This window comes from Olleya sp. YS, from assembly GCF_029760915.1.
GTDB lineage: Bacteria > Bacteroidota > Bacteroidia > Flavobacteriales > Flavobacteriaceae > Olleya.
This window is the reverse complement of sequence record NZ_CP121685.1, coordinates 263,426-285,784: the sequence shown is the minus strand read 5'-3', so window position 1 is coordinate 285,784 and position 22,359 is coordinate 263,426. Positions and strand designations below refer to the sequence as shown.

28 protein-coding genes and 1 tRNA gene are annotated in these 22,359 nt (G+C 31.6%); 12 read left to right on the top strand and 17 right to left on the bottom strand.

The annotated features are described in order from the left end of the window. Positions 1-43 precede the first annotated feature (43 nt). Positions 44-313, top strand: coding sequence for a hypothetical protein (locus Ollyesu_RS01455; RefSeq protein ID WP_279302042.1), 270 nt, complete (start codon positions 44-46; stop codon positions 311-313). 58 nt (positions 314-371) lie between these two features. Continuing rightward, positions 372-445, top strand: a tRNA-Thr gene (locus Ollyesu_RS01450). 325 nt (positions 446-770) lie between these two features. Here the strand turns inward: Ollyesu_RS01450 and Ollyesu_RS01445 are convergent. The 4 genes from Ollyesu_RS01445 to Ollyesu_RS01430 form a co-directional block, all read right to left on the bottom strand. Beyond that, positions 771-1,472, bottom strand: coding sequence for a DUF4369 domain-containing protein (locus Ollyesu_RS01445; protein WP_279302041.1), 702 nt, complete (start codon positions 1,470-1,472; stop codon positions 771-773). A 52-nt stretch (positions 1,473-1,524) separates the two neighbouring features. Next, positions 1,525-2,832: a DUF819 family protein gene (locus Ollyesu_RS01440; protein WP_279302040.1), complete on the bottom strand. Its 1,308-nt coding sequence runs from the start codon at positions 2,830-2,832 to the stop codon at positions 1,525-1,527. Between the two features lie 422 nt (positions 2,833-3,254). After that, positions 3,255-4,181, bottom strand: a complete 927-nt coding sequence (locus Ollyesu_RS01435) for an alpha/beta hydrolase (RefSeq protein WP_279302039.1) — start codon at positions 4,179-4,181, stop codon at positions 3,255-3,257. A gap of 567 nt (positions 4,182-4,748) precedes the next feature. Next, positions 4,749-5,342 (bottom strand): alpha-ketoglutarate-dependent dioxygenase AlkB, encoded by a 594-nt coding sequence (locus Ollyesu_RS01430; protein ID WP_279302038.1) that lies wholly within the window; start codon positions 5,340-5,342, stop codon positions 4,749-4,751. Between the two features lie 53 nt (positions 5,343-5,395). Between Ollyesu_RS01430 and Ollyesu_RS01425 the strand changes: the two genes are divergently transcribed. Continuing rightward, entirely contained in the window at positions 5,396-6,061 is a 666-nt protein-coding gene (locus Ollyesu_RS01425) for a M15 family metallopeptidase (RefSeq protein ID WP_279302037.1), read from the top strand. A 15-nt stretch (positions 6,062-6,076) separates the two neighbouring features. Here the strand turns inward: Ollyesu_RS01425 and Ollyesu_RS01420 are convergent, their stop codons facing one another. The 4 genes from Ollyesu_RS01420 to Ollyesu_RS01405 all read right to left on the bottom strand — a co-directional run bounded on the left by Ollyesu_RS01420 (position 6,077) and on the right by Ollyesu_RS01405 (position 9,442). Next, positions 6,077-6,448 (bottom strand): VOC family protein, encoded by a 372-nt coding sequence (locus Ollyesu_RS01420; protein WP_279302036.1) that lies wholly within the window; start codon positions 6,446-6,448, stop codon positions 6,077-6,079. A gap of 203 nt (positions 6,449-6,651) precedes the next feature. After that, a complete protein-coding gene (locus Ollyesu_RS01415) occupies positions 6,652-7,848 on the bottom strand; it encodes a peptidylprolyl isomerase (protein WP_279302035.1) in 1,197 nt (398 codons plus the stop codon). 42 nt (positions 7,849-7,890) lie between these two features. Continuing rightward, positions 7,891-8,433, bottom strand: a complete 543-nt coding sequence (gene gldI / locus Ollyesu_RS01410; RefSeq protein ID WP_279302034.1) for a gliding motility-associated peptidyl-prolyl isomerase GldI — start codon at positions 8,431-8,433, stop codon at positions 7,891-7,893. Further along, positions 8,423-9,442 (bottom strand): bifunctional oligoribonuclease/PAP phosphatase NrnA, encoded by a 1,020-nt coding sequence (locus Ollyesu_RS01405; protein ID WP_279302033.1) that lies wholly within the window; start codon positions 9,440-9,442, stop codon positions 8,423-8,425. The genes gldI and Ollyesu_RS01405 overlap by 11 nt, the downstream gene beginning before the upstream one ends. A gap of 144 nt (positions 9,443-9,586) precedes the next feature. On the opposite strand from Ollyesu_RS01405, the gene Ollyesu_RS01400 reads away from it, so the two are divergent. Further along, positions 9,587-10,006 carry a nucleoside-diphosphate kinase gene (locus tag Ollyesu_RS01400; RefSeq protein ID WP_279302032.1) on the top strand — a complete coding sequence of 140 codons (420 nt, stop codon included), beginning with the start codon at positions 9,587-9,589 and terminating at the stop codon, positions 10,004-10,006. A gap of 127 nt (positions 10,007-10,133) precedes the next feature. Here the strand turns inward: Ollyesu_RS01400 and Ollyesu_RS01395 are convergent, their stop codons facing one another. The 5 genes from Ollyesu_RS01395 to recF form a co-directional block, all read right to left on the bottom strand. Further along, entirely contained in the window at positions 10,134-10,325 is a 192-nt protein-coding gene (locus tag Ollyesu_RS01395; RefSeq protein WP_279302031.1) for a cold shock domain-containing protein, read from the bottom strand. Positions 10,326-10,492: 167 nt separating this feature from the next. Next, positions 10,493-10,684 carry a cold-shock protein gene (locus Ollyesu_RS01390; protein ID WP_111658912.1) on the bottom strand — a complete coding sequence of 64 codons (192 nt, stop codon included), beginning with the start codon at positions 10,682-10,684 and terminating at the stop codon, positions 10,493-10,495. Between the two features lie 112 nt (positions 10,685-10,796). Further along, positions 10,797-11,093 carry a DUF721 domain-containing protein gene (locus Ollyesu_RS01385; protein ID WP_279302030.1) on the bottom strand — a complete coding sequence of 99 codons (297 nt, stop codon included), beginning with the start codon at positions 11,091-11,093 and terminating at the stop codon, positions 10,797-10,799. Further along, a complete protein-coding gene (locus Ollyesu_RS01380) occupies positions 11,093-11,503 on the bottom strand; it encodes a lipocalin family protein (protein ID WP_279302029.1) in 411 nt (136 codons plus the stop codon). Before Ollyesu_RS01380 ends, Ollyesu_RS01385 begins: the two co-directional genes overlap by 1 nt. 156 nt (positions 11,504-11,659) lie before the next feature. After that, on the bottom strand, positions 11,660-12,739 hold the full coding sequence (gene recF / locus Ollyesu_RS01375; protein WP_279302028.1) for a DNA replication and repair protein RecF: 1,080 nt from the start codon (positions 12,737-12,739) through the stop codon (positions 11,660-11,662). A 133-nt stretch (positions 12,740-12,872) separates the two neighbouring features. Between recF and Ollyesu_RS01370 the strand changes: the two genes are divergently transcribed. From Ollyesu_RS01370 to Ollyesu_RS01335, 8 genes are all read left to right on the top strand, one after another. After that, entirely contained in the window at positions 12,873-13,643 is a 771-nt protein-coding gene (locus Ollyesu_RS01370; protein WP_279302027.1) for a tetratricopeptide repeat protein, read from the top strand. Positions 13,644-13,646: 3 nt separating this feature from the next. Further along, the gene (gene ribH, locus Ollyesu_RS01365) at positions 13,647-14,126 is read left to right on the top strand and encodes a 6,7-dimethyl-8-ribityllumazine synthase (RefSeq protein ID WP_279302026.1); all 480 of its coding nucleotides are present in this window, start codon (positions 13,647-13,649) and stop codon (positions 14,124-14,126) included. 174 nt (positions 14,127-14,300) lie between these two features. Next, on the top strand, positions 14,301-14,519 hold the full coding sequence (locus Ollyesu_RS01360) for a hypothetical protein (protein ID WP_279302025.1): 219 nt from the start codon (positions 14,301-14,303) through the stop codon (positions 14,517-14,519). 10 nt (positions 14,520-14,529) lie between these two features. After that, positions 14,530-14,811, top strand: a complete 282-nt coding sequence (locus Ollyesu_RS01355) for a riboflavin synthase subunit beta (RefSeq protein ID WP_111658919.1) — start codon at positions 14,530-14,532, stop codon at positions 14,809-14,811. A gap of 4 nt (positions 14,812-14,815) precedes the next feature. Continuing rightward, positions 14,816-16,660, top strand: a complete 1,845-nt coding sequence (gene mutL / locus Ollyesu_RS01350; protein WP_279302024.1) for a DNA mismatch repair endonuclease MutL — start codon at positions 14,816-14,818, stop codon at positions 16,658-16,660. A gap of 3 nt (positions 16,661-16,663) precedes the next feature. Further along, positions 16,664-17,416 carry a rhomboid family intramembrane serine protease gene (locus tag Ollyesu_RS01345; protein WP_279302023.1) on the top strand — a complete coding sequence of 251 codons (753 nt, stop codon included), beginning with the start codon at positions 16,664-16,666 and terminating at the stop codon, positions 17,414-17,416. Next, the gene (locus tag Ollyesu_RS01340; protein WP_279302022.1) at positions 17,417-18,277 is read left to right on the top strand and encodes a rhomboid family intramembrane serine protease; all 861 of its coding nucleotides are present in this window, start codon (positions 17,417-17,419) and stop codon (positions 18,275-18,277) included. Next, a complete protein-coding gene (locus Ollyesu_RS01335; RefSeq protein ID WP_279302021.1) occupies positions 18,274-19,290 on the top strand; it encodes an endonuclease/exonuclease/phosphatase family protein in 1,017 nt (338 codons plus the stop codon). The genes Ollyesu_RS01340 and Ollyesu_RS01335 overlap by 4 nt, the downstream gene beginning before the upstream one ends. On the opposite strand, the gene Ollyesu_RS01330 is transcribed toward Ollyesu_RS01335, so the two are convergent. From Ollyesu_RS01330 to lepB, 4 genes are all read right to left on the bottom strand, one after another. Further along, positions 19,287-19,601, bottom strand: coding sequence for a DUF6122 family protein (locus Ollyesu_RS01330; protein WP_279302020.1), 315 nt, complete (start codon positions 19,599-19,601; stop codon positions 19,287-19,289). The two genes, Ollyesu_RS01335 and Ollyesu_RS01330, sit on opposite strands and share 4 nt — an antisense overlap. Then, a complete protein-coding gene (locus Ollyesu_RS01325; protein WP_279302019.1) occupies positions 19,594-20,220 on the bottom strand; it encodes a WbqC family protein in 627 nt (208 codons plus the stop codon). The genes Ollyesu_RS01330 and Ollyesu_RS01325 overlap by 8 nt, the downstream gene beginning before the upstream one ends. Before the next feature lie 12 nt (positions 20,221-20,232). Beyond that, entirely contained in the window at positions 20,233-20,595 is a 363-nt protein-coding gene (locus Ollyesu_RS01320; RefSeq protein ID WP_279302018.1) for a four helix bundle protein, read from the bottom strand. Positions 20,596-20,657: 62 nt separating this feature from the next. Further along, positions 20,658-22,346 (bottom strand): signal peptidase I, encoded by a 1,689-nt coding sequence (gene lepB, locus Ollyesu_RS01315; protein ID WP_279302017.1) that lies wholly within the window; start codon positions 22,344-22,346, stop codon positions 20,658-20,660. Positions 22,347-22,359 lie beyond the last annotated feature (13 nt).

The window sequence follows — 22,359 nt, the reverse complement described above, 5'->3', positions numbered from 1 at the left end:
GGAACTTTATATGTAGCTTTGCAGCTAAATAAATTTTAATATTATGGCAAATAAAAGAGACCTAAAAAAAGACATTAATTATGTTTTAGGAGATATTATTGAAGCAGTTTATGTTTGGGAATATTCAAACACAGATAAGGATACTAAAAAAAGTGAAGCAATTATAGATGATGCAATTGATACCTTTGACGATTTGATAGCTAAGACTAATGCTAGAGATGTAGAGAATAAAAAAGCACATTTTAATGCAATTAAACAAGAGCTTGAGGATAAAGGTCGTGCATTAATTGACAGAATCAATAAGTTAGGATAATCCTACGAAAAAGAGTTTGCATATTTAATTTTCAGAATTATATTTGCCAACTCTTTTTGCCGATGTAGCTCAGCTGGCTAGAGCAGCTGATTTGTAATCAGCAGGTCGTGGGTTCGAGTCCCTCCATCGGCTCTTAGAAGCTTCTCTAAGTAGAGAGGCTTTTTTATTTCAAAAAATCAGCATTAATTAAAAATTGAGGGACGAGAAGTTTATGCTGAGCGTAGTCGAAGTAAGTCCCTCCATCGGCTCTTAGAAGCTTCTCTAAGTAGAGAGGCTTTTTTATTTCAAAAAATTAATATTAATTAAAAATTGAGGGACGAGAAGTTTATGCTGAGCGAAGTCGAAGTAAGTCCCTCCATCGGCTCTTAGAAGCTTCTCTAAGTTGAGATAAATATAAATAAAAAGCCATTTAAGTAATTAAATGGCTTTTTTGTTATTTTATAGATTTAGTAGATTACTACTGTTTTTCTTCTTCTTTAATTTTAGAAATATATTTTTCTAAAGCTTTACCATACTTTGAAGCTTTAATTTTTGGACTTAATACGTTATTAATGGTATCAAGGTATTTGATATTAGCATCATAAATTTCTGAAAGTGCTAAATAAGGAGACACCTCGCTATCTTTATGATTAACTGCAAAATTGGCAGTAAACAAGTACTTGCGTTTTGTAAAGTTATTTAAAGCAGTTTCTGTCTGTTTTAATTTTAAGCTATCGTTATCTCTGGCAGCTTCCAACATTTGTTTTGTTAGCTCTAGATTTTTATTGTTAAACTTACCAATCATTGCTAAATATTCTTCTAAAGTTTCGTGCTGTTTTGATCCTTTGATTTTAGCATCATAAGCAAAGTTTTTAAGTGTCGTATTAATTTCTGTTAATCCTTTATCAGCAAAAAATGAAATACGTTCATCTTCTTTAGTATTTTTATTTAAGTACAAATAAAACATCTCAGGTTCTTCAATATCTGATTGTAAAGTAAAATCTGGTGAACCGTTAATACTAATAGAATCTACAGTAACTAATAAAGTATCTTCTATTTTCTTTAAATATATGGTTCCTTTTTTTAATCCTTTAACTGTACCTTTAACTGTTAGTTTATCAGCATCAGTTCTACAAGAAAATAGAGAAACTAAGATTAATAATGCAATAATTTTTTTCATTTAAAACTTGTTTTTAAGCGTGGGCAAATATCAAATAAATATCACAAAAATACTAACCTCCTGCAGCTAATTGCATTAAAATAGTACAACCAATTGCGGCTAAAGTCCCTACAGCATATCCAACAACTGCTAAAAGGACACCAACCGTTGCTAGAGAAGGATGAAATGCAGACGCTACAATTGGAGCAGATGCTGCACCACCAACATTGGCTTGACTTCCAACAGCTAAAAAGAAATAAGGTGCTTTAATTAATTTAGCGACACCTATTAAAAGTATAGCATGAATTGTCATCCAGACTAATCCAACAGCTATTAAACCTAAATTGTCAAAAATTGAGGCAATGTTTATTTTCATTCCGATGGTTGCAACTAAAATATAGATAAAAACGCTTCCAAATTTACTAGCTCCAGCACCTTCGTAGTTTCGTGCTTTTGTAAAGGATAGCACTATTGCAATTACAGTAGCAATACTAATCATCCAGAAAAAAGTACTATCTAAAAAAGTAAGTGTGTTTTTCCAAGTTGGTGATTCTATATTAGAGACCACTTCGCCAAAAAATGGAGCTAAAAAATTAGCACCTAAATGTGCAATACTTACTGTTCCAAAACCAATAGCTCCTAAAATCATTAAATCTGTAAGTGACGGATTGCGTTTTACACTTTCAGAAAAAGTAGAGACTTTTTCTTTTAGTTCTTCTATAGAAGACGTATCTGCTTTTAGCCATTTATTAATCTTGGTACGTTTTCCAATTCCTATTAATAAAAGTGCCATCCAAATGTTAGCTACGACTATATCGACAAAAACCATTTTACCGTATTCTGCTTGATTATATTCAAAAATTTCTAGCATAGCAGTTTGATTGGCTCCACCACCAATCCAACTTCCTGCTAGTGTGGACAAGCCTCTCCAAACAGCATCTGGACCAGCTCCACCAACAGTTTCTGGAGAGAAAATAGAAATTAATAATATGGCAATTGGACCACCAATGACAATCCCAATTGTTCCTGTAAAAAACATAACTAAAGCACGCCATCCTAAATTAAAAACAGCTTTTAGGTCAATACTTAAGGTCATTAATACTAAAGCAGCAGGTAGTAAGTAACGACTAGCCACATAATACAAATTGGTTTTATGTTTAATAACTTCTCCAGTATCAGTAGTAGTTTCCCATTCTGGAGCAATTAATCCAATGGTTGTTAATACTGCTGGTAGCATATACGCCATAAATAGACCTGGAACAATCTTATAAAATTTTTCCCAAAAGCCACCTTTTAATGATTCGGTATAAAAAATCAAACCTAAAGCTAGCATCAATACGCCAAAAATAACGGTGTCGTTAGTAAATAGTGGTTCACTCATAATGTTAGTTTATTTATCGCAAAATAATCAAATAAAATGGTTAACAAAAGGTTTAAAAATAAAGTTTGGCACAAGAATTGATTTGTATAGTGTGTAATCAATTATGATGACTTTTAATACAAGGTGTGGTTACCTTAACTAAAACGAGTAATGATTACATTTGGTTGGTTAGTATGAAAAAGCACCCTTTTTTTGGGTGCTTTTTCTATTAATAATTTTAGTGTTTTTTTAACATTTAAACGTGTAATTATCAGTGATTTGGCACGACAATTGTAATATAGAAAGTGTAATTACTTATGATGACTTTCTTTCTAGGTGTGGTTACCTAATAGAAACGAGTGGTAATTATCATATTTTTGGTTGGTTAGTATGAAAAAGCATCCTTTTAGGATGCTTTTTCTGTTTTATATAGGGTTGTTTGATTATTTGTTGATAAACAAAACTATGCTATCAATAAGCTCTGATGCTAAAGGTCTTTGTGACTCGTTATAAGATTTTGAGTTTTCTAGATCATCACCTAGAATAGTCACTAGCACATGATTCATATTTTCAATAATTTTTAATTCTGCTTTAGGTGATGCGTCTTTTAAAAGCGTAGCTTCAGCTTCGCTAACTTGTAAGTCCTTGGTTCCGTTAATGATTAATGAAGGCATATCTAAAGTTTTCATTATTTCTACTGGATTATAGGTCATCCAATTCATTATAAATTTTTGAACGTCTAAGTTAAAAATTGATGATAAAGCTATAGGGTAATCTGTAGTTGTTTTTCCTTCTTTTAAAATTTTAAACACACGTTTGGTATCTTCAGTAAATTGAGGAGCAGTTTTTTCGACTTGTTCTAAAATAACATTATCTATAGTTTGGCCAGCTCCAGCTAAGGATATAAAACCATCAGCTCTATCTTTTGCTGCAAGCATGCCAACCAGGCTACCTTGACTATGCCCAACGATAAATATTTTATTATACTTGCCTTGCAGTTTAAAATAGTCTATGACAGATGTAGCATCAGTAACAAAGTCGTCAAACATAATGTCTTTGTCTACGTTGTTTTCTCGTATTTGTTTTACAATGCGCTTATCGTATCTAAAAGTTGCAATATTATTATTGGTTAAACCAATAGCTAGTTTTTTTAGGGTATTACTTTTTAAAAAATTCTGATTTCCGTTTCTATCTGTCGGTCCAGATCCAGCAATTATAATAGCTAGATTGGGTTTATCTTTATTATTGGGAAGCAATAAAGTACCTTCTATATGTTTATTAATGACTAAGTCTTGAGATGAATAGTCCTGTTCTTGAGCAATTGCAGAAACAGAACACAAAGTGAGTAGAACTAAAAGATAGGTTTTCATATAAAAAAATTTATACTAAGTATTCAAATTAAGTGCCAAAACTTTATTTATAACGTTCAAATTTACATTTAATTTTTTAAGCAAATTAAAAAAATAGTGTGCTAAAAAAGTGTTTTTAAACGATAGTTAGTATATTTTAATCGATAAATGTTAAAATTTTATGCATTTCATCGATTTATAATGTTTTTTATCGCAAACTATAAGAATAAGTTTTATGTTTGACACGTACTAAGAATTACATACTTTTTAGTTCAATGGATTAATTAATTAATATTTGCATCCATTAAGTTGATATAGAGACCCTAAATCTAACCTAATACAAAAGATGCCAAATAGCAAAAAGCCAAGGTTGAGGGACCTTGGCTTTTATGTTTGTAAGACCCAAGCTTTAAAAGCGCAAAGCGCGAATTATAGCTTGTTGGTCACATAAATCCCAACAACAGTTGGGATCCCATCTTTAAAATTTTTAAAGCATGCAGTCCGTATAAAAGTTTGTTGGTTTTAAAATCTCTGACTTTAAACGGAATCTCATCCACTTATTTACAGTTAATACCTAATGTTTTATCCTTATTTAATGATTCTAAACGTTAAATTAATTCTTGGTTTCACTACTTTTTTAGTTTTTGCAATTTGATGTAACCAGTGGTGTTGTGTTTCGCCTTTCATTAATAATAGACTACCATGCTCTAGCAATAGTTTTTGTTTTAGATTTTTGTTATGTCTGTGTTTTAAATTAAAATACCTAGCCTCACCAAAGCTTACCGAAGCTATTGTTGGATTTTTACCTAATTCTTTTTCGTTATCTGCATGCCAACCGTTACTATCTTGTCCATCTCTGTATAAATTTGCAAGACATGTGGTAAAAGTTATTCCAACGTGTTGCTCTACTCGTTTTTTTATTTCGTTTAAAGCGGAATCAAATACGTGTGGATGCATGGTTATATTAGAATAGCTGTAGGGTTTGTTATTATCTGCTAACAAAGCAGTTAGTCTAGGCTGTGCGTAGGTTTTTCCAAAAATTGTTATATCATCTTGTTGCCAAGGGATGTCATTTAATAACACTTTATAAAACTGATTTGCTTCTTCTTGATTAAAAAAGTTTGGAAAGTAGCTTATTTCTGCATCTGGTAAATTCAGCTTTATTTCTTCATTAAATAGCATGACAATCTTTAGTTGATTTTTATTTTTTAAATTTAGCCTATAAATAATTAATCATGAAGTTTAGTCTAGCACTTTTACTAACATTTTTTACAATCATTTGCACTGCACAATTACGTGAAGGTTTTGTTTATGCTCAGGATATTATTGATGACTTAGCTGTGGAATTAAGATATTGTAACGACAATAATTTTGTGGGACAGCAGATAGATGGTTACAATAAAGAAGTGGTTATTATGACAACTCAAGCTGCTAAAGCTTTACAAAAGGTACAAGATACACTAAAAAAACAAGGGTTAGGATTAAAAATTTATGATGCTTACAGACCACAACGAGCAGTTGACCATTTTGTGCGTTGGGCTAAACAAGTTAACGATACCCTAAAAAAACAAGACTATTATCCTAATGTGCAAAAGAAAAATCTATTTAAAGAGGGTTATATTGCTTCTAAATCTAGACACAGTAGTGGTAGTACTTTAGATTTAACTATTATAAATCTTGAAACTGGAGAAGAGTTGGATATGGGAACACCTTATGACTTTTTTGGTACAGAATCTTGGGTTGACAATAAAAATCTAAGTAAACAGCAACAAGCTAACAGACAATTATTACAAAAGGTGATGTTGACTAATGGTTTTAGAAATTATCCGCAAGAGTGGTGGCACTTTACATTAAGAGGTGAACCTTTCCGTAATCAATATTTTGATTTTCCTGTAGAGTAGTAGCAATTAGCTACTTTATACATGCTGATCTATTAAAATAGCATTTCCATCTGGATCCAAAACCACAAAACTAGCAGGACCAGTGGTGTTCTCATCAGCTTCTGTTATAAAAGGGACGTTGTATTGCTTTAAATGTTTTTGGATGCTTCTAACATCATCAAAATCTTCTAATTTATTAGCACTTTCATCCCAACCAGGATTAAAAGTTAAAATATTATTGTCAAACATCCCTTGAAATAATCCTACTAGGGAATTCCCATTTTTCATAATTAGATAATTTTTTTCTGGTTGTCCAGCAAATACGCTAAACCCTAATTTTTCGTAAAAAGCTTTAGAGGTATTTAAATCTTTAACTGCAAGGCTTATTGAGAAGGCTCCTAATTTCATAAGGTTGTAAATTTTAAGTTAGTTGACTGGAAAGTTATGAAATTTTTTGGAGTGTACTTTTTAAGTTATAACAAATAATACTATTATGAATGAATTAATTATAAAGCACACTTGACATTTTAGAAACTAAACTAAAACTCAAAGTATTTAAATCAAAAAAGCACTCCGAAGAGTGCTTTTAATGTATTTATATTTATTGTATTCTATTTTTTCTCCAATCCAACCAATTCTAAATCAAAAATGATATTAGCGTTTGGTGGAATTGGTCCATTACCAGATGCACCATAACCTAAATAACTTGGTACAAATATTCTGGCTTTGTCACCAATATCCATATTTAACATCGCTTCTCTAAATCCTGGTACTAAAGTAGCAGATTCGTTATAAGGCATACCAAACGGTTTATAAGCACCTTGCTTGTCTGCATCTTCATTGTATTGGTTTGCTTTTTTAGCATCTTCTGCTTTTGTTGTCCAGAAAAATGTTCCGTTTTCTAAATAACCAGTACAATCTATTAACACTCTGTCTGATGCTTTTGGTGTAACACCATTTGGTTTAGCATCTAAAATCATTACTAATCCAGTTGAAAACTCTTTTACTTCCCCTTTTTTATCAATATTGTCTTTAATAAACTTATCAGCTGCTTCTTTAGCTTGAGCTTTCATTTTTTCTTGCATTTCTGCTTTTAGATCTTCTAATTTTTTTGGTAGTAACGGTTCTTGCTCTGTAAATACTTTTGCTGCATCAAATGCTTTAGCGTCTTTTCCTTTACGGATAATATTAACTTGTTGCATCACAACATCGTCTACAGGTGTCGTCCCTCTTGGTCCAGCAACAGGCACATTAGAAATGGTGTCTTGTACATCTAATCCTAATACCAATTCTCCAAATACTGGGTGACAACTAGTTCTTGGTGCATTACAATTTTTTAAACTACCATCTGCTAAAAAGGCATCTAGATTTGTTCTTGGGACTTCGGTTATAAAAAACTGACTTCCATTAGTGTTAACACCACCTGAATTAGCCATAGATAAAATTCCTGCTTTATTGTGACTTAATGATGGGTCAAACTCGCTATAAAACTTAAAACCTGCACTACCCATACCTGTTCCAGTTGGGTCACCACCTTGGATCATAAATTTGTCCATTACTCGATGAAAAATTACTCCATTATAAAATGGTTTTCCTTTTAAGGTGTCTGCTAACTTTGGGTGTGTTCCTTCGGCTAAACCAACAAAATTGGCAACGGTTACTGGTACTTTATCGTAATACAATTTGGCAACCATAGTTCCGTAATTGGTTACAATTTCGGCATATAATCCGTCTTCTAAATCTGGGTATTTATCTTGGCAAGACGTGCTTGAAAGGCTTACCATAAGTGCAATAATTATTAATTTCATTGTGTTAATTAAATTATTCATTGTATTAAATTGGGTTTATTTCTATTCTTTTTGGGTTATCGAATGTACAGAAACTTCACAAATTATTGGAATGTTGGTTCCTATTTTATTTTCATCACCATAATAACCATAAGCTTTTTGAGATGGAAAAATAAATGTAGCAGTTTCGCCAGCTTGCATTAATTTTAAGCCTTCACGAAGTCCACTAAACAACTCTTGTTGGTCCATTGCATAGTGTTGTGTTTGAAGTTCTTCTTTAGTGTAAATAGTGTTTCCTTTAAGGTCTTTGACGTTATAATCAAACGTTACTAGGTCACCAAACTCTGGTGTAGCTGTACTATCTTCAACTTTAGTATTATAATAATACCAAAAACCGTTACCTGAGGTTTGATAATTTTTTTCTGGTTGCTTAGCCATAATAGCTTCAATAACCTCTGTTTCTTTTTGGTTTAATGCTTTGTTGCGTTCAACAGATTCATTTATAAAAGACCCAGAATTTACAGAAACAGGTTTACGGGCTTCAGGTGTTTTACAACCAAAAACTGTGGTTAATAATATTATTAATATAATTAGGTTATGCTTCATGTAATGCAATGTTGTATTGTGGTAATATACTAATAAATTTTTCAACGGTTTTATCTAAAGTCGTGTCACTTTTTCCTCCTGCAGCATTGGTGTGTCCTCCTCCTTCAAAGTGCGCTCTTGACATTTCATTTACAGAAAAATCACCTTTAGATCGTAATGAAATTTTAATAATGCCTTGCTGCAAATCTTCAATAAAAATAGCTGCCAAAACGACGTTGTTTAATGATAAGGCGTAATTTACAAATCCTTCTGTATCTCCTTTTTTATAATCAAACTGCTGTAACTCTTGTTGCGATAAAGTGATATATGCAGCTCTAGAATCTGGTACAACTTTTAGATTACTTAGCGCACAACCTAATAGTTGCAATCGGTTGTAGCTATTGGTGTCGTACACTTGATTATGTATCATGGTATTATCTGCACCTTTATCTATTAAACTAGCAATTATCCTATGGGTTGCACTTGTGGTTGATCTAAATCTAAAAGATCCAGTATCTGTCATGATACCAACGTAAATGGCAGTTGCAATATTGCTATCGATGATTTTTAAACCATCTAAATAGTCAATAAAATTATAAACCATCTCACAGGTAGAGCTCATACTAACATCACTATAAGTGTATTTGGCAAATCCATCAGGTTGTTGATGGTGATCAATCATTATTTTCAATGCTGTATTGTTAGTTAAAACAGTTTCCATGTTTCCTGTTCTATGAAACGCATTAAAGTCTAAAGCAAAAATAAGATCTGCTTCCTCTAATTTTTGATTGCAATCTTCCTGCTGAGATTCATATTTTAAAATTAAATCCTGACCTGGTATCCATTTTAGAAAATCTGGATAGTCATTTGGTACAATAACAGTAGCTAAATGGTTAGTTTTTGTTAGGTAATGAAACAACGCTAAACTAGAGCCAATAGCATCTCCATCTGGATTTTTATGGCTAACTATTACAATTTTTTTAGGCGAATTTAGCAGTGTTTTTAATTCTGAAATTTCTTGTGTTTTCATAGCAGACGAATATACAAATTTTTAATAATGGATAATATTGTTTTTCTTAATAAATACCTTACTTTTGCACAAAATTAACAAGCGCTTTTTAGAAAAGTAATAAGGCTTGTTTTTTAAATGAATTAGATAATATAAAATTAAAAAATGGCAACTAACAGAACATTTACAATGCTTAAGCCTGACTCTGTTGAAAAAGGGCATATTGGCGCAATCTTAGAAAAAATTAACGCTTCAGGTTTTAGAATCGTTGCAATGAAATTAACACACATGACTAAGCAAGATGCTGAAGCATTTTACGCGATACATAACGAAAGACCATTTTTTGGTGAGTTGGTAGAGTATATGACACGTGGTCCTATTGTTGCAGCAATTTTAGAAAAAGAAAACGCAGTTGAGGATTTTAGAACCCTAATTGGTGCAACTAATCCTGCAGATGCAGCAGAAGGGACTATCCGTAAATTATATGCAGCTTCTATAGGAGAAAATGCAGTACACGGAAGTGATAGCGATGAGAATGCAGCTATTGAAGGTGCTTTCCATTTTTCTGGACGCGAGATGTTTTAAGCTTAAAACAATTATAGAATTAAAAAATCCAGCGTTTAGCTGGATTTTTTTAGTTTACAAATGTTATCAAATAAGAAAAGCCTCTCCAATTGGAGAGGCTTTTACTTTTAAAGATATATGGTAGTTGTTAAATTACTTTAACGTTAACTGCGTTTAATCCTTTTTTACCTTCTTGTAAGTCGAATTCTACTTCGTCACCCTCACGGACTTCGTCGATTAATCCTGAAATGTGTACAAAATGGTCTTTGTCTACACCTTCTTCTGTTATGAAACCAAAACCTTTAGAGTCATTGAAGAATTTTACTGTGCCTTTACTCATTGTAATAAAATTTAATATTAATTATTTAATTGGTTGCAAAGATGGTGCCATTAAATTTAATACAAGCTATTTATTTGGTTTATTTTCAATTAATTACGTTTTGACACAAAAAAAGCCTTTCCATATGGAAAGGCTTTTGTGTAAAGATTGAAATAGAAAATATATAATTATACTACTTTTACATTTACTGCGTTCATACCTTTTCTTCCTTCTTGTAAGTCGAATTCTACAGTATCTCCTTCACGAACTTCGTCGATAAGTCCAGAGATGTGTACGAAATGGTCTTTGTCTGATCCTTCTTCAGTTATAAAACCGAATCCTTTTGAATCATTGAAAAATTTTACTGTGCCTTGAGCCATTGTAATAAAAAAATTTGTTAATAATAGTTTCAAAGATAGAATATATAATGTTAACTGAACATTATTTTTAAAATATTTCAAAAAAATATTCGCATTGTTGAATTTTTTTCAATTACCTTAAAACCAGTTTTTTAATAATCTCTTTACCCAACTCTTCGTTTAATAAGGCTATTATTTTTTGGTTACCATAACTTAACTCTTCTCTTAAAGCGCTAGAGCTAAGTTGTATGTAAAGCGTATCTCGTTTTAATTCTATTGCTGTGGTATAATTGTTTATACCATTTCCCATAAGTTTAGCCCAAGCCTCTCTAACATTGACTTTGTCTAATCCTTTCTCTAAATTGTTTTCGGTTACAAAATCTTTTAAAGCATCAGAAATATTTAATATGGTGTTATTGCGTTTTGGCATTAGTCTAAGGTAATAGGTGTGTAGCGTTGATATAAATATAAGTCTTTATTCTTATTTATAACTTGTAATTGATTGTTATTAGCATGTAAAATGGTTTCTTTCCAATTAGAAAAAGGTGTTTTGTAATATAAGTTTAAACTGTCATTCTCAACTTTTACAGTAAAGCGTTCTAAATTATTTGAGGTTTGAAATGTTCCATCTAAGTTAGGTTTCATCTTTTTTCTAAATCCTGTAGTGTCATTAATTTCAATATAATCAATAGTATTGTTAAAATTGTATTGTTTTTTAGTGCCATCATTTAGTGTCACTTCTTTAATTTCCCAATATCCAGTAATGTGTTGTTTAAAATCTTTTGGATTTTTAGTACAACTTACTATTAAGATGAGTAGTATGTAGTATAGTTTTTTCATCTTCAGTTTCCGTATTTCGACTGCGCTTAATATAAACTCCAGTGGATTTTCTTTTTAATTAATAATTCTATTTTTAAACAGATTGCTTCGTTTTACTAACAATAACAAGTCCGAGTAAGCAACTTTATAAACTTTAAACTTTAAATACTTTCAACTCTACAGTTTAAATATTTCATAAGATTGATGCACTTGTTTTACTGCATTTTCAGTGCGTTCTGCATGTGTATCACTAATAAAAATTTGTCCAAAATTTTCATCATTCACCAATTTTATAATTTGTGCCACACGTGTTTCGTCTAACTTATCAAAAATATCATCTAAAAGTAAAATGGGATTATCTCCACTAATAGCTTTAATACTATCAAATTGAGCCAGTTTTAAGGCAATTAAAAACGATTTTTGCTGTCCTTGACTTCCAAATTTTTTAATAGGATAATCACCAATATTAAACTCTAAATCGTCTTTATGTATCCCAACACTTGTGTATTGAAGTGCCTTGTCTTTATTAATAGATTGATTTAGAAGTGTGACTAAATCATCTTCAAATAAATCGCTTTTATAATTTAAGGACACGTCTTCATTATTATTACTTATTGCTTTGTAGCGTGCTTTAAATAAAGGGATGAAATTGTCTAAAAATGATTTTCGTTTTTCAAAAATCTCTGATCCGTATTGTTGTAATTGCTGATTGTAAACATCAATAGTATCTTTATTATAGGTGTGATTTACCGCAAAATATTTTAGCAACGAGTTGCGTTGAGACAGGATTTTGTTGTAGTTAATCAAACTGCTTAAGTAGCTTTTATCACTTTGGCTGATCACACCATCTATAAATTTACGTCTAGTATCACTACCTTCTGTAATTAAATCTCTATCTGCTGGACTAATAATTACCAACGGTAAAAAGCCAATGTGGTCACTAAATTTATCATAAACTTTACTATTACGCTTGATAATTTTTTTCTGTCCTTTTTTTAAGCTAACTACTATGTTTTCTGTCTTTTGGTCTTTGTCATACTCACCATTGATTACAAAAAAATCTTGGTCGTATTTGATGTTTTGTTTGGCTACTGGATTAAAATAGCTTTTACCAAAGGATAAATGATAAATTGCATCCAGCACATTAGTTTTTCCTACACCATTATTGCCTACCAAACAATTTATAGTCTCGTTAAACGAGAAGGTTTTGGAGTCAAAATTTTTATAGTTTAAAAGCGATAAAGACTTTAAAATCATAGAATTAGTGCTAAAAGAATGTGCTTTATTAAGAATAGCCTGATAAGGATGTGCAAATTATTGAAAATTATCAAATAATAACCTTTTATTTATAAAGAAAAATTATATTTTTGTGCGCATTAATAAAACGAACATGGCGACTTACAAGAAAAGAGGATACAAACCAAAAACAAAAGTAGAAAAGGAAATTGAAGTAGAAGAAAACTCGGCAACAGCAGAAGTTTTTAATACCTTAGATGAATCTGCTAACAAAGCAGAAGAGTTTGTAGAAAAAAATCAGAAAAATATTTTTATAGTTATTGGTGTCGTAGCTGGATTAGCTTTAGCATATTTAGGATACCAGCAATTTATAGCTAAGCCTAAACAAAGTGAAGCTATGAATGAGATGTACCAAGCTCAAAAGTTTTTTAACGAAGCAGTTACTGCTTCATCTGGTCAAGACTCTCTATACAATTTAGCCTTATCTGGAGGAGAAGGTAAATTAGGGATGACAGATATTGCTGATCAGTATAGTGGGACTCAAGCTGGAAACCTTGCTAATTATTATGCAGGAATGGCTTACTTAAACATTAAAAATTACGAGCAAGCTATTGCTTATTTAGATAAATTTAAAAGTGATGACGAAGCTTTAGCACCTATGGCTAAAGGCGCAATTGGCGACGCATTTATACAATTAAATCAAGCTGAAGATGCTTTAAAGTATTACACAGAAGCTGCTAACTTACGTCAAAACGACTTTACAGCACCAACCTACTTATTTAAAGCTGGTGTTACTGCTTTAAATTTAGGTCAAGCATCAAAAGCATTAGACTTATTTAATAAAATAAAAGATAACTATCCAAAATCACCAGAAGCTACTCAAGTTGAAGTGTTTATTGGAAAAGCACAAGCAATGTCAAACTAGACTATGGCTACAACAAATTTATCAGCATACGATAAAGCATCAATCCCAAACGGAAAGCAATTTCGGTTTGGGATTGTTGTTTCAGAATGGAACGATAACATCACCCAAGGCTTATTAGAAGGCGCAAAAAACACGCTTTTAGAACATGGAGTAAAACCAGATAACATTGTGGTTTGGGATGTGCCAGGAAGTTACGAGTTGATTTACGGTTGTAAAAAAATGCAAGAGCAAATGGTTAACGCTGTTATTGCAATTGGTAGCGTAATTCAAGGCGAAACCAAGCATTTTGATTTTGTTTGTGAGGCTGTAGCACAGGGTATTAAAGATTTAAATATTACTCGTGAAACTCCAGTCATTTTCTGTGTATTAACAGATAACACGATGCAACAAGCAATTGATCGTTCTGGTGGAAAACACGGTAATAAAGGTGTGGAAGCAGCTGTTGCAGCTTTAAAAATGGCTGAATTACGTAGAAACGCTTAAAAATTAGTGTTTAGAATTTAGTAATTGGTTTATCGTTTTATTCTGCTACTTGTTATTTCAAAACAATAACTTACTGGTCGATACAACTTGTTAACAATTTTTAGCATTCAGAACCTAAGGTTCTGTAGTATTTTCAGTATTTTTGAGTAGATTATATATTAAAACTATTCTAGTTTGTTCACTCAGAAGAAAAATAAAAAGTTCAATTACCAAACACGCTTTTCTAAAGACAACAATTCTGCTACAAAGCTTAAAGAAAGCATGAACTCTAGTTGGAATGATGCTAGAAGAACAACGTCCAGTAACAGAAAAAATTATACTTTATTTCTGCTTTTAGGCGTGTTAGCATTATTAGCCATTTTAATGTATTACTTAGAAACAAAAATTAAATAGACCATAAGTTATGGGATTTCTGTCTAGAAGAAAAAATAAAAGATTCGATTACACACCTAGATTTTACAAAGGTGAAGGTAATCCGTTTGAAATCAAACATAAATTTGATGAACACAGAACCACTGTAGGTGAAAATCCTGGCTTAAAAGGTAAATTTAATAATGCTTTAAACGAACTAAAAAGCAATCCAGATAGAGAAGCCAATCGACGTATTTTATTGATTGTAGCTATTCTAGTGTTTTTATTTTTCTTGCTTATAGGATTCGATTTATCCATATTCTTCCCTAACTAATCGTATGGCAGATATCATTCAATTGTTACCAGATCACGTTGCTAACCAGATTGCAGCAGGAGAGGTCGTGCAACGTCCAGCTTCAGTTGTAAAAGAGCTGTTAGAAAATGCTATTGATGCTGAAGCAACTACCATAAAACTTATAATTAAAGACGCTGGAAAAACCTTAATTCAAGTTATTGATAACGGAAAAGGGATGAGTACCACTGACGCGAGATTAAGTTTTGAGCGTCATGCCACCTCCAAAATACGCACAGCAGACGATTTATTTCAATTACACACTAAAGGTTTTAGAGGTGAAGCTTTAGCAAGTATTGCAGCTATCGCACATGTGGAGCTAAAAACAAAACAGGACCAACAAGACTTAGGTACAGAACTAGTTATTGAAGGTAGTGAGGTTAAATCTCAAGAAGTGGTTGTAACACCAAAAGGTACCTCAATATCTGTTAAACACCTTTTTTTTAATATTCCTGCTAGACGTAATTTTTTAAAGTCTAATTCTGTTGAGTTACGTCATATTATTGACGAGTTTCATCGTGTAGCATTAGCGCATCCAAGTATCGGATTTTCTATGTTTACTAATGGAAGCGAAACTTTTAATTTACCAGTTAGTAATTACAGACAACGTATTGTCAATATTTTTGGAACCAAAACCAACGAAAAACTAGTTCCTGTCGAGGAAGAAACCGAAGTCTTAACCATTTCTGGATTTGTAGGTAAACCAGAATTCGCTAAAAAATCTAGAAACGAGCAGTTTTTCTTTGTTAATAACCGTTTTATTAAAAGTGCGTATTTAAACCATGCTATTAACTCGGCGTTTGAAGGTTTATTAAAAGATGGTGCACAACCAAGTTATTATTTAAATTTAACGGTTAATCCACAAAGTATCGATATCAATATTCATCCAACAAAAACAGAAATTAAGTTTGATGACGAGCATACGCTTTATGCCATTCTACGTTCATCTGTTAAGCATAGTCTAGGACAATTTAATATAGCACCTGTGTTGGATTTTGAGCGTGATGCCAATTTAGATACGCCTTATAGCTATCAACAAAAAGGAACACCAACCATAGAGGTCGATCAAAGTTTTAATCCGTTTAAAGACGAAACATCAAAGACCAGAAATACTCAAACTTATAAAAAAGACGTAGGCGCTAATTGGGAAAGTTTGTATGTAGGTTTAGAATCTAAAGGTACTAAAACACATACAGATTTTAGTGAAGTACATTTTGAAAGCGAGCCAGAAAATGAATCTATTTTCAAAAATGAACAAGATGTCGAGCAAAAGCAAACCACATATCAGCTTAACAACAAATTTATTATTAGTACCATAAAGTCTGGTATGTTAGTTATTGACCAACATCGTGCACATCAACGTGTGTTGTATGAAGAATTTTTGCAACACATTACTATTAAGGAAGGTGTGAGTCAACAGTTACTTTTTCCGTTAGAGTTACATTTTTCTAAGCAAGAAATAGCATTAATTGATCAATTAAAAGAAGATTTAGAATCTACAGGCTTTATATTTCAATCTATAAAAGATGAAACCGTTCAAATTACTGGAGTACCAGTAAATGTTCCAGAAAGTGAAGTGTCTATTATTTTAGAGCAATTGATTAGTGATGTAGAAAACGAAGTGCCAGATAGTAATTTTTCGGCTACAGATTTGTTAGCAAAATCTATGGCGAAAAGCTTAGCAATAAAAACAGGACAAACATTAACCAACCCAGAGCAAGAACATTTAGTAAATCGTTTATTTGCCTGTAAGGAACCTAATGTGTCACCTACTAATAAAACCACATTTATCACCATGACTGTGGATGAGTTAGATAAAAAATTTATGTAAACTATGATGAGAATAACAGATACGGTAAAGCATTTGATTATAATAAATATAATCATGTTTGTGGGTACTATAACTGTTGGAGATGGACGTCTGTTTTACGATTTATTCGCTATGCATTTTCCTGCTAGTGATACTTTTAAACCTTGGCAAGTGGTAACTCATATGTTTATGCATGGTGGATTTACACACTTACTATTTAATATGTTTGCGCTATGGATGTTTGGTTCACCTGTAGAACAACGTTTGGGACGTAATAAGTTTTTGTTCATTTATTTTTCTGCAGGAATAGGAGCTGTATTGTTCCAGTTAGCTGGTTATTATTGGGATTATTTTCCAGCTTATAATCAAGCTTTAGAATCTGGTTTATCAACAAATCAGATAAAATATATGATGGATACTGGTAAAATTTTAAATGGTGTTTCTTCAGAATTAATTATTAGTTTACAAGATGCTTATAATGCATATAATAGCTCAATGGTTGGAGCTTCAGGTTGTATTATGGGTATTTTAGCTGCTTTTGGATTAATGAATCCTAATGCAGAATTAATGCTGATATTATTACCAATTCCTATTAAAGCAAAATACTTTATACCAGGAATTATAATTTTAGATGTTATTTCTGCGTTTACAGGACAATCGTTTTTCAGCCCAAGCAATACTGCTTATTTGGCTCACGTTGGTGGTGCAATTATTGGTTTTATTATTATGTGGTACTGGAAAAAAAATAGCATGAACAAATACCGTTGGGATCAATAAATGAATCAGATAGAACAATTAAAATATAAATATGCAAGGCTAAATGTCTTAGAAAAAATAATAGCTATTAATAGTGTTGTTTTTTTATTTGCTGTAATTTTTAGACGTTTTGTTCCTGGAGTTTTTAAGTGGTTACATTTACCAAGTGATTTTTACGATTTTTTGTACAAACCATGGACTATTATTACATATGGTTTTTTGCATTTTGATTTGTTTCATGTCTTGTTTAATATGCTTTGGTTGTACTTTTTAGGTAGAATCATGTTAAATTTATTCAATCCAAAAATGGCTTTAAACATCTATTTTATGGGTATTATTGCTGGTGGATTAGCCTTTTTATTTGGATATAATGTTATACCCAAAGTGTTCGCCACTTCTGCATATTTACTTGGTGCTTCTGCTGGTGTAAGAGCTATACTAATATTTTTATGTGCTTATATGCCAGACAAGGATATTAGATTTTTTACGTTTAATTTGAAGTTATGGTGGATAGGTGCAGTGTTGATTGGTTTTGACGTTCTAAATATTATTGGAGGAAATAATGCTGGTGGTAATTTAGCACATTTAGGTGGAGCAGCTTTAGGTTTTATCTATGCAAAACAATTAGCTATGGGACATGATATTGGTACTGGTTTTGGTCGGTTTATGGATTGGATGACTAGCCTATTTAAAGCTAGCAAAACGCCTAAAATGAAAACCGTACACAAACAAAAGGGTAACGTTGCTGGCTATAAAAAAGAAGAGTTTAACCAACTAAATAATCAGAAAAAAATTGATGCTATATTAGATAAAATAAGTAAAAGTGGTTACGATAGTCTATCTAAAGACGAAAAGGAATTTTTATTTAAAGCAGGGAAATGAAAAACTTAACGTTTTTTGAAAAAATTATCTTCTTCATAAACTCTATTGCAGCGTTTTTGTTACTACTTTCCTACGTATTACCTAATATACCACCAAAGACATTTGCTACACTATCTGTACTAAGTTTAGGTGTGCCATTTTTAATATTACTTAACGTACTGTTCTTTGTGTATTGGTTGTTTAAAATAAAAAAACAACTCCTATTATCCCTTATTGTCGTTACAATTGGTTATTTTTTATTTGGATCGTTATATAAATTTTCTAACTGGGAGGAAGATGGTACAGAAAGCTTGTCCATTATGAATTATAATGTGCGTTTGTTTAATTTATATGAATGGATTCCTAGTAAAGACATAGACCAAAAATTAGTAGAATTTGTTAAAAAAGAAAATCCAAAAGTCTTGTGTTTACAAGAGTATCATTTACAAGATGATATCGACTTTTCTTTCTATAAATATAAATACGAAAAATTAGAAGGAAAAAAAACAAAAATAGGACAAGCTATTTTTTCTCAATATCCTATAGTTAACTCAGGTTCTATTGAGTTTCCCAATACTGCTAATAATGCCATATTTGTGGATATAGTTAAAGGTAACGATACTATTAGAGTGTATAATTTGCATTTACAATCTTTACGCATCGACCCACGAGTACAAAGTTTAACTACCGAAAATTCTGAAAAGTTAATTAACGGAATAGGAGAGACCTTTAAATTACAACAAAGTCAAGCTGAACTATTTTTGAAACACAAAAATAGTAGTCCGTATAAAGTCATCATTTCTGGTGATTTTAATAACTCTGCGTTTTCCTATGTATACAAAACCATTAAAGCAGATATGATAGATGCATTTAAACAACAAGGTAATGGTTTTGGACGTACATATAACTTCAAATTTTTTCCGCTAAGAATAGACTTTATATTAGTTGATAAATCTTACACTATCAATAGTTTTAAAACTTATGATGTTCAGTATTCTGACCATTATCCTATTATGGCTCGAATTTCTTTTTAATGACTCATTAAATAACAGTCAGTGATGTCTGCAATAATGTGTATAACTAATCCTAGTCCAATAAGTCTGGTTTTGTTTGGAATAAGCAATACTAGGTAAACTGCTAAAGCATAATAAGTATGTAAAGGGTGGAAGTTGATACTGCATCTGTTTGGAGCAAATACTGGTGTGGCTAGTAAATGGTCTACATCAATGATTATACCCAAAAGCATTATTAAAGTCGCTTTTTTCCACTGTTTTTTAAAAAATAGCAGCGCAATTACAAGCGGTAACCCAAAGTGAATTCCGTAATGTATTAATGGTCTATACATCAGGTAGGGTTTGAGATTCTAAATAGGTTAGAGCATTAGTTCCTTCATTAAATAATAAATCTAAAACACTCAGATTATTAATATAGCCATGCTTATCATTAAACACTTGTGTGTATGGGTCTAAAACTATATTTTTTTCCTGTCTAGCATTGGCTAAATATCTATAATCTTTTAAGTCTAATGGTGTCTTTTCAAATGTATTTGTAAACTTGGGACTTAAGTCTAACTGCAAAAACTCAGAAATGACTTCAAAGCACTTTAAATTATGGTCAAAAATAAATTCTGACTTTAATTTAAAAAGAGGCTGGAAGTCGTCTTCATAAAATTCAAAATATGGAGATGTTCTATAAGCAGCTTCAAAACTTTTCAAGTGTATTAGCTGCCATTTATCTACGTCACTAATTTTGACATCTCTGTATAACTGTCGCTCTTTATGACTATGTATTATTGGAACACTTAATTGTAATTTTCCATTAGCACCATAAATATACGCTCTGTTTCTATACGTTTGCTTTTGGAAGTTGTCATGCATTTCAAAAATTAACTCTTCAGCATTAGCAATTGCTACACATTGCGCGATACTAGGGAAGTATGTTGGATGGAGTAGAATCTTCTTCATTTGATAATGCGTTTATTTGTTGATTTGGTAAGCTCTTAACGCATTAAGTTTATTTGTTATACTTTCTATAGATTTTCTTAGCGCAAAATATTTTTCAGAGTTAATATAATTTAACTCATAGGAAATTATAATCTGATTCAAAACTTCCACTGCAGAGCTAAAAGCCATAGTTGTAAAATGTGCTTTGTCTTTATTTGTTTTTCTAGCTGAACCCTCAGCTATATTAGAACAAATAGAAACACTTGCTCTTCTTAATTGAGAAATTAATCCAAATTTTTCATCAGACGGAAATTTTTTAGTTAATGCATAAATTGATTTTGAAAGTTCTTTAAACTCAATCCAAACTTCCAATTTTTCGAAGCTATAAGTATACATGTTGTTTTTTTAAGTTTTAGTAAATCAACAAATAACCAAATCACCAAAATACATATCAACCCTTAAGCAGCTTTCTTACGTTTTCTAAATTTATTAAAAGCAATAATGGCACCCAATATTACTAAAAATGGTATTAAATAAGAAACAGGTTTACCGCTACCACCAACAGTTGTAAATAGTCGATTCCAACGTATTTTGTTGATACCTTCACCATTAGTATCCCAACTCATCCAAATAAAAACAGGTTTACCTACTACGTGATTAAATGGTACAAAACCCCACATTCTTGCGTCTTGCGAGTTGTGTCTGTTGTCTCCCATCATCCAATAGTAATCTTGTGTAAACGTATACGAGTCTGTTACGTTACCATTTATGATAATTTGATTACCATTAACCTTTAGTGTATTACCTTCATAAGCAGTAATAATACGCTTGTAAAGTGGTAAAGTTTCTAAATTTAATTTTACCGTTTGACCAGCTTCTGGAATGTATATTGGTCCAAAAAAGTCTCTATTCCATGTGTAATCTGGAGATTTAGGAAATAACTGTTCGGTTTTACTTGAAGAAATATCTTTTTTGACATTTGTAACTGATGGGTCAGAACGCATCGTTTCAGCTAATTCATCGGTTAGGTTAGCATATAACGCATTTCTGTCGTAATCCATACCAATAATTTTCATCAGTTTTTCATCGACATTACCCAATACAATAGTTTTAATAGAATCTTGTTTTACAACATCTAATGCAATATTATTAGTTCTAATTACATTTTGTACTTTTTCATTATTCCATTGCTTGGTGCTAATGCTTTTTACTTGTCCCCATTCTGTTAACTTATATTGATTTATAAAGCTCTGAGATAGTGGGTTTTTAGTTTCAACTAAATAAAAATACTGAAGCTTTGCACGATCTGGTAATTCGTTTTTCTTACCATTAATGTACACATAACCATCTTTAACCGTAAGTGTGTCACCAGGTATACCAACACAACGTTTAACGTAATTTGTTTTTTTGTCAACAGGCTTGTAACGCACTTCTCCATAAGGATTATTAATATCCACCAAAGTATCTACAGGCCAATTGAAAACCACAATATCATTGTTTTTTATGGTCTCAAATGCTGGCAATCTAAACATTGGTAATTGCGGTTTTTTAAGATAAGATGGTGTTGTTGTACCAGGAATAGCATCATGAATCATTGGTACCGCTACCGTTGTTCCTGGTGTACGTGGACCGTAATGCACTTTACTAACCAATAAAAAATCACCAATTAACAAGGTTTTTTCTAGAGAAGATGTTGGTATAACAAAGGGTTGAATAATATACGTATGCACTATAGTAGCAGCAATAACTGCAAATAAGATAGAACTTACCCAATCTCCTAATTCTGTTCTTGGATGTAAATCTCTGTCTTTGATATGCTGAATATCTTTAGCGACATAATTTAAATAGAAACTGTAAAACCCTAATGTGAAAATAGCTAAAAAGGTGTCTGTAGCAGAGTTTTTGCCAAAACTTCTAGCTATTTCTACCCAAATCACAGGAAATAAAATTAGGTTTACAATAGGTAAAAATAGAAGAATAGTCCACCACCAAGGTCTGTTAATAATTTTCATTAATATAACAGCGTTATAAACTGGTACAAACGCTTCCCAAGCTTTTCTGCCTGCTTTTACATACAATTTCCAAGTTGCTAATCCGTGTAAAAACTGAATAACAAAGAAAAAGATAATCCAATTTGTTCCGTTCATAATATATTTTTAA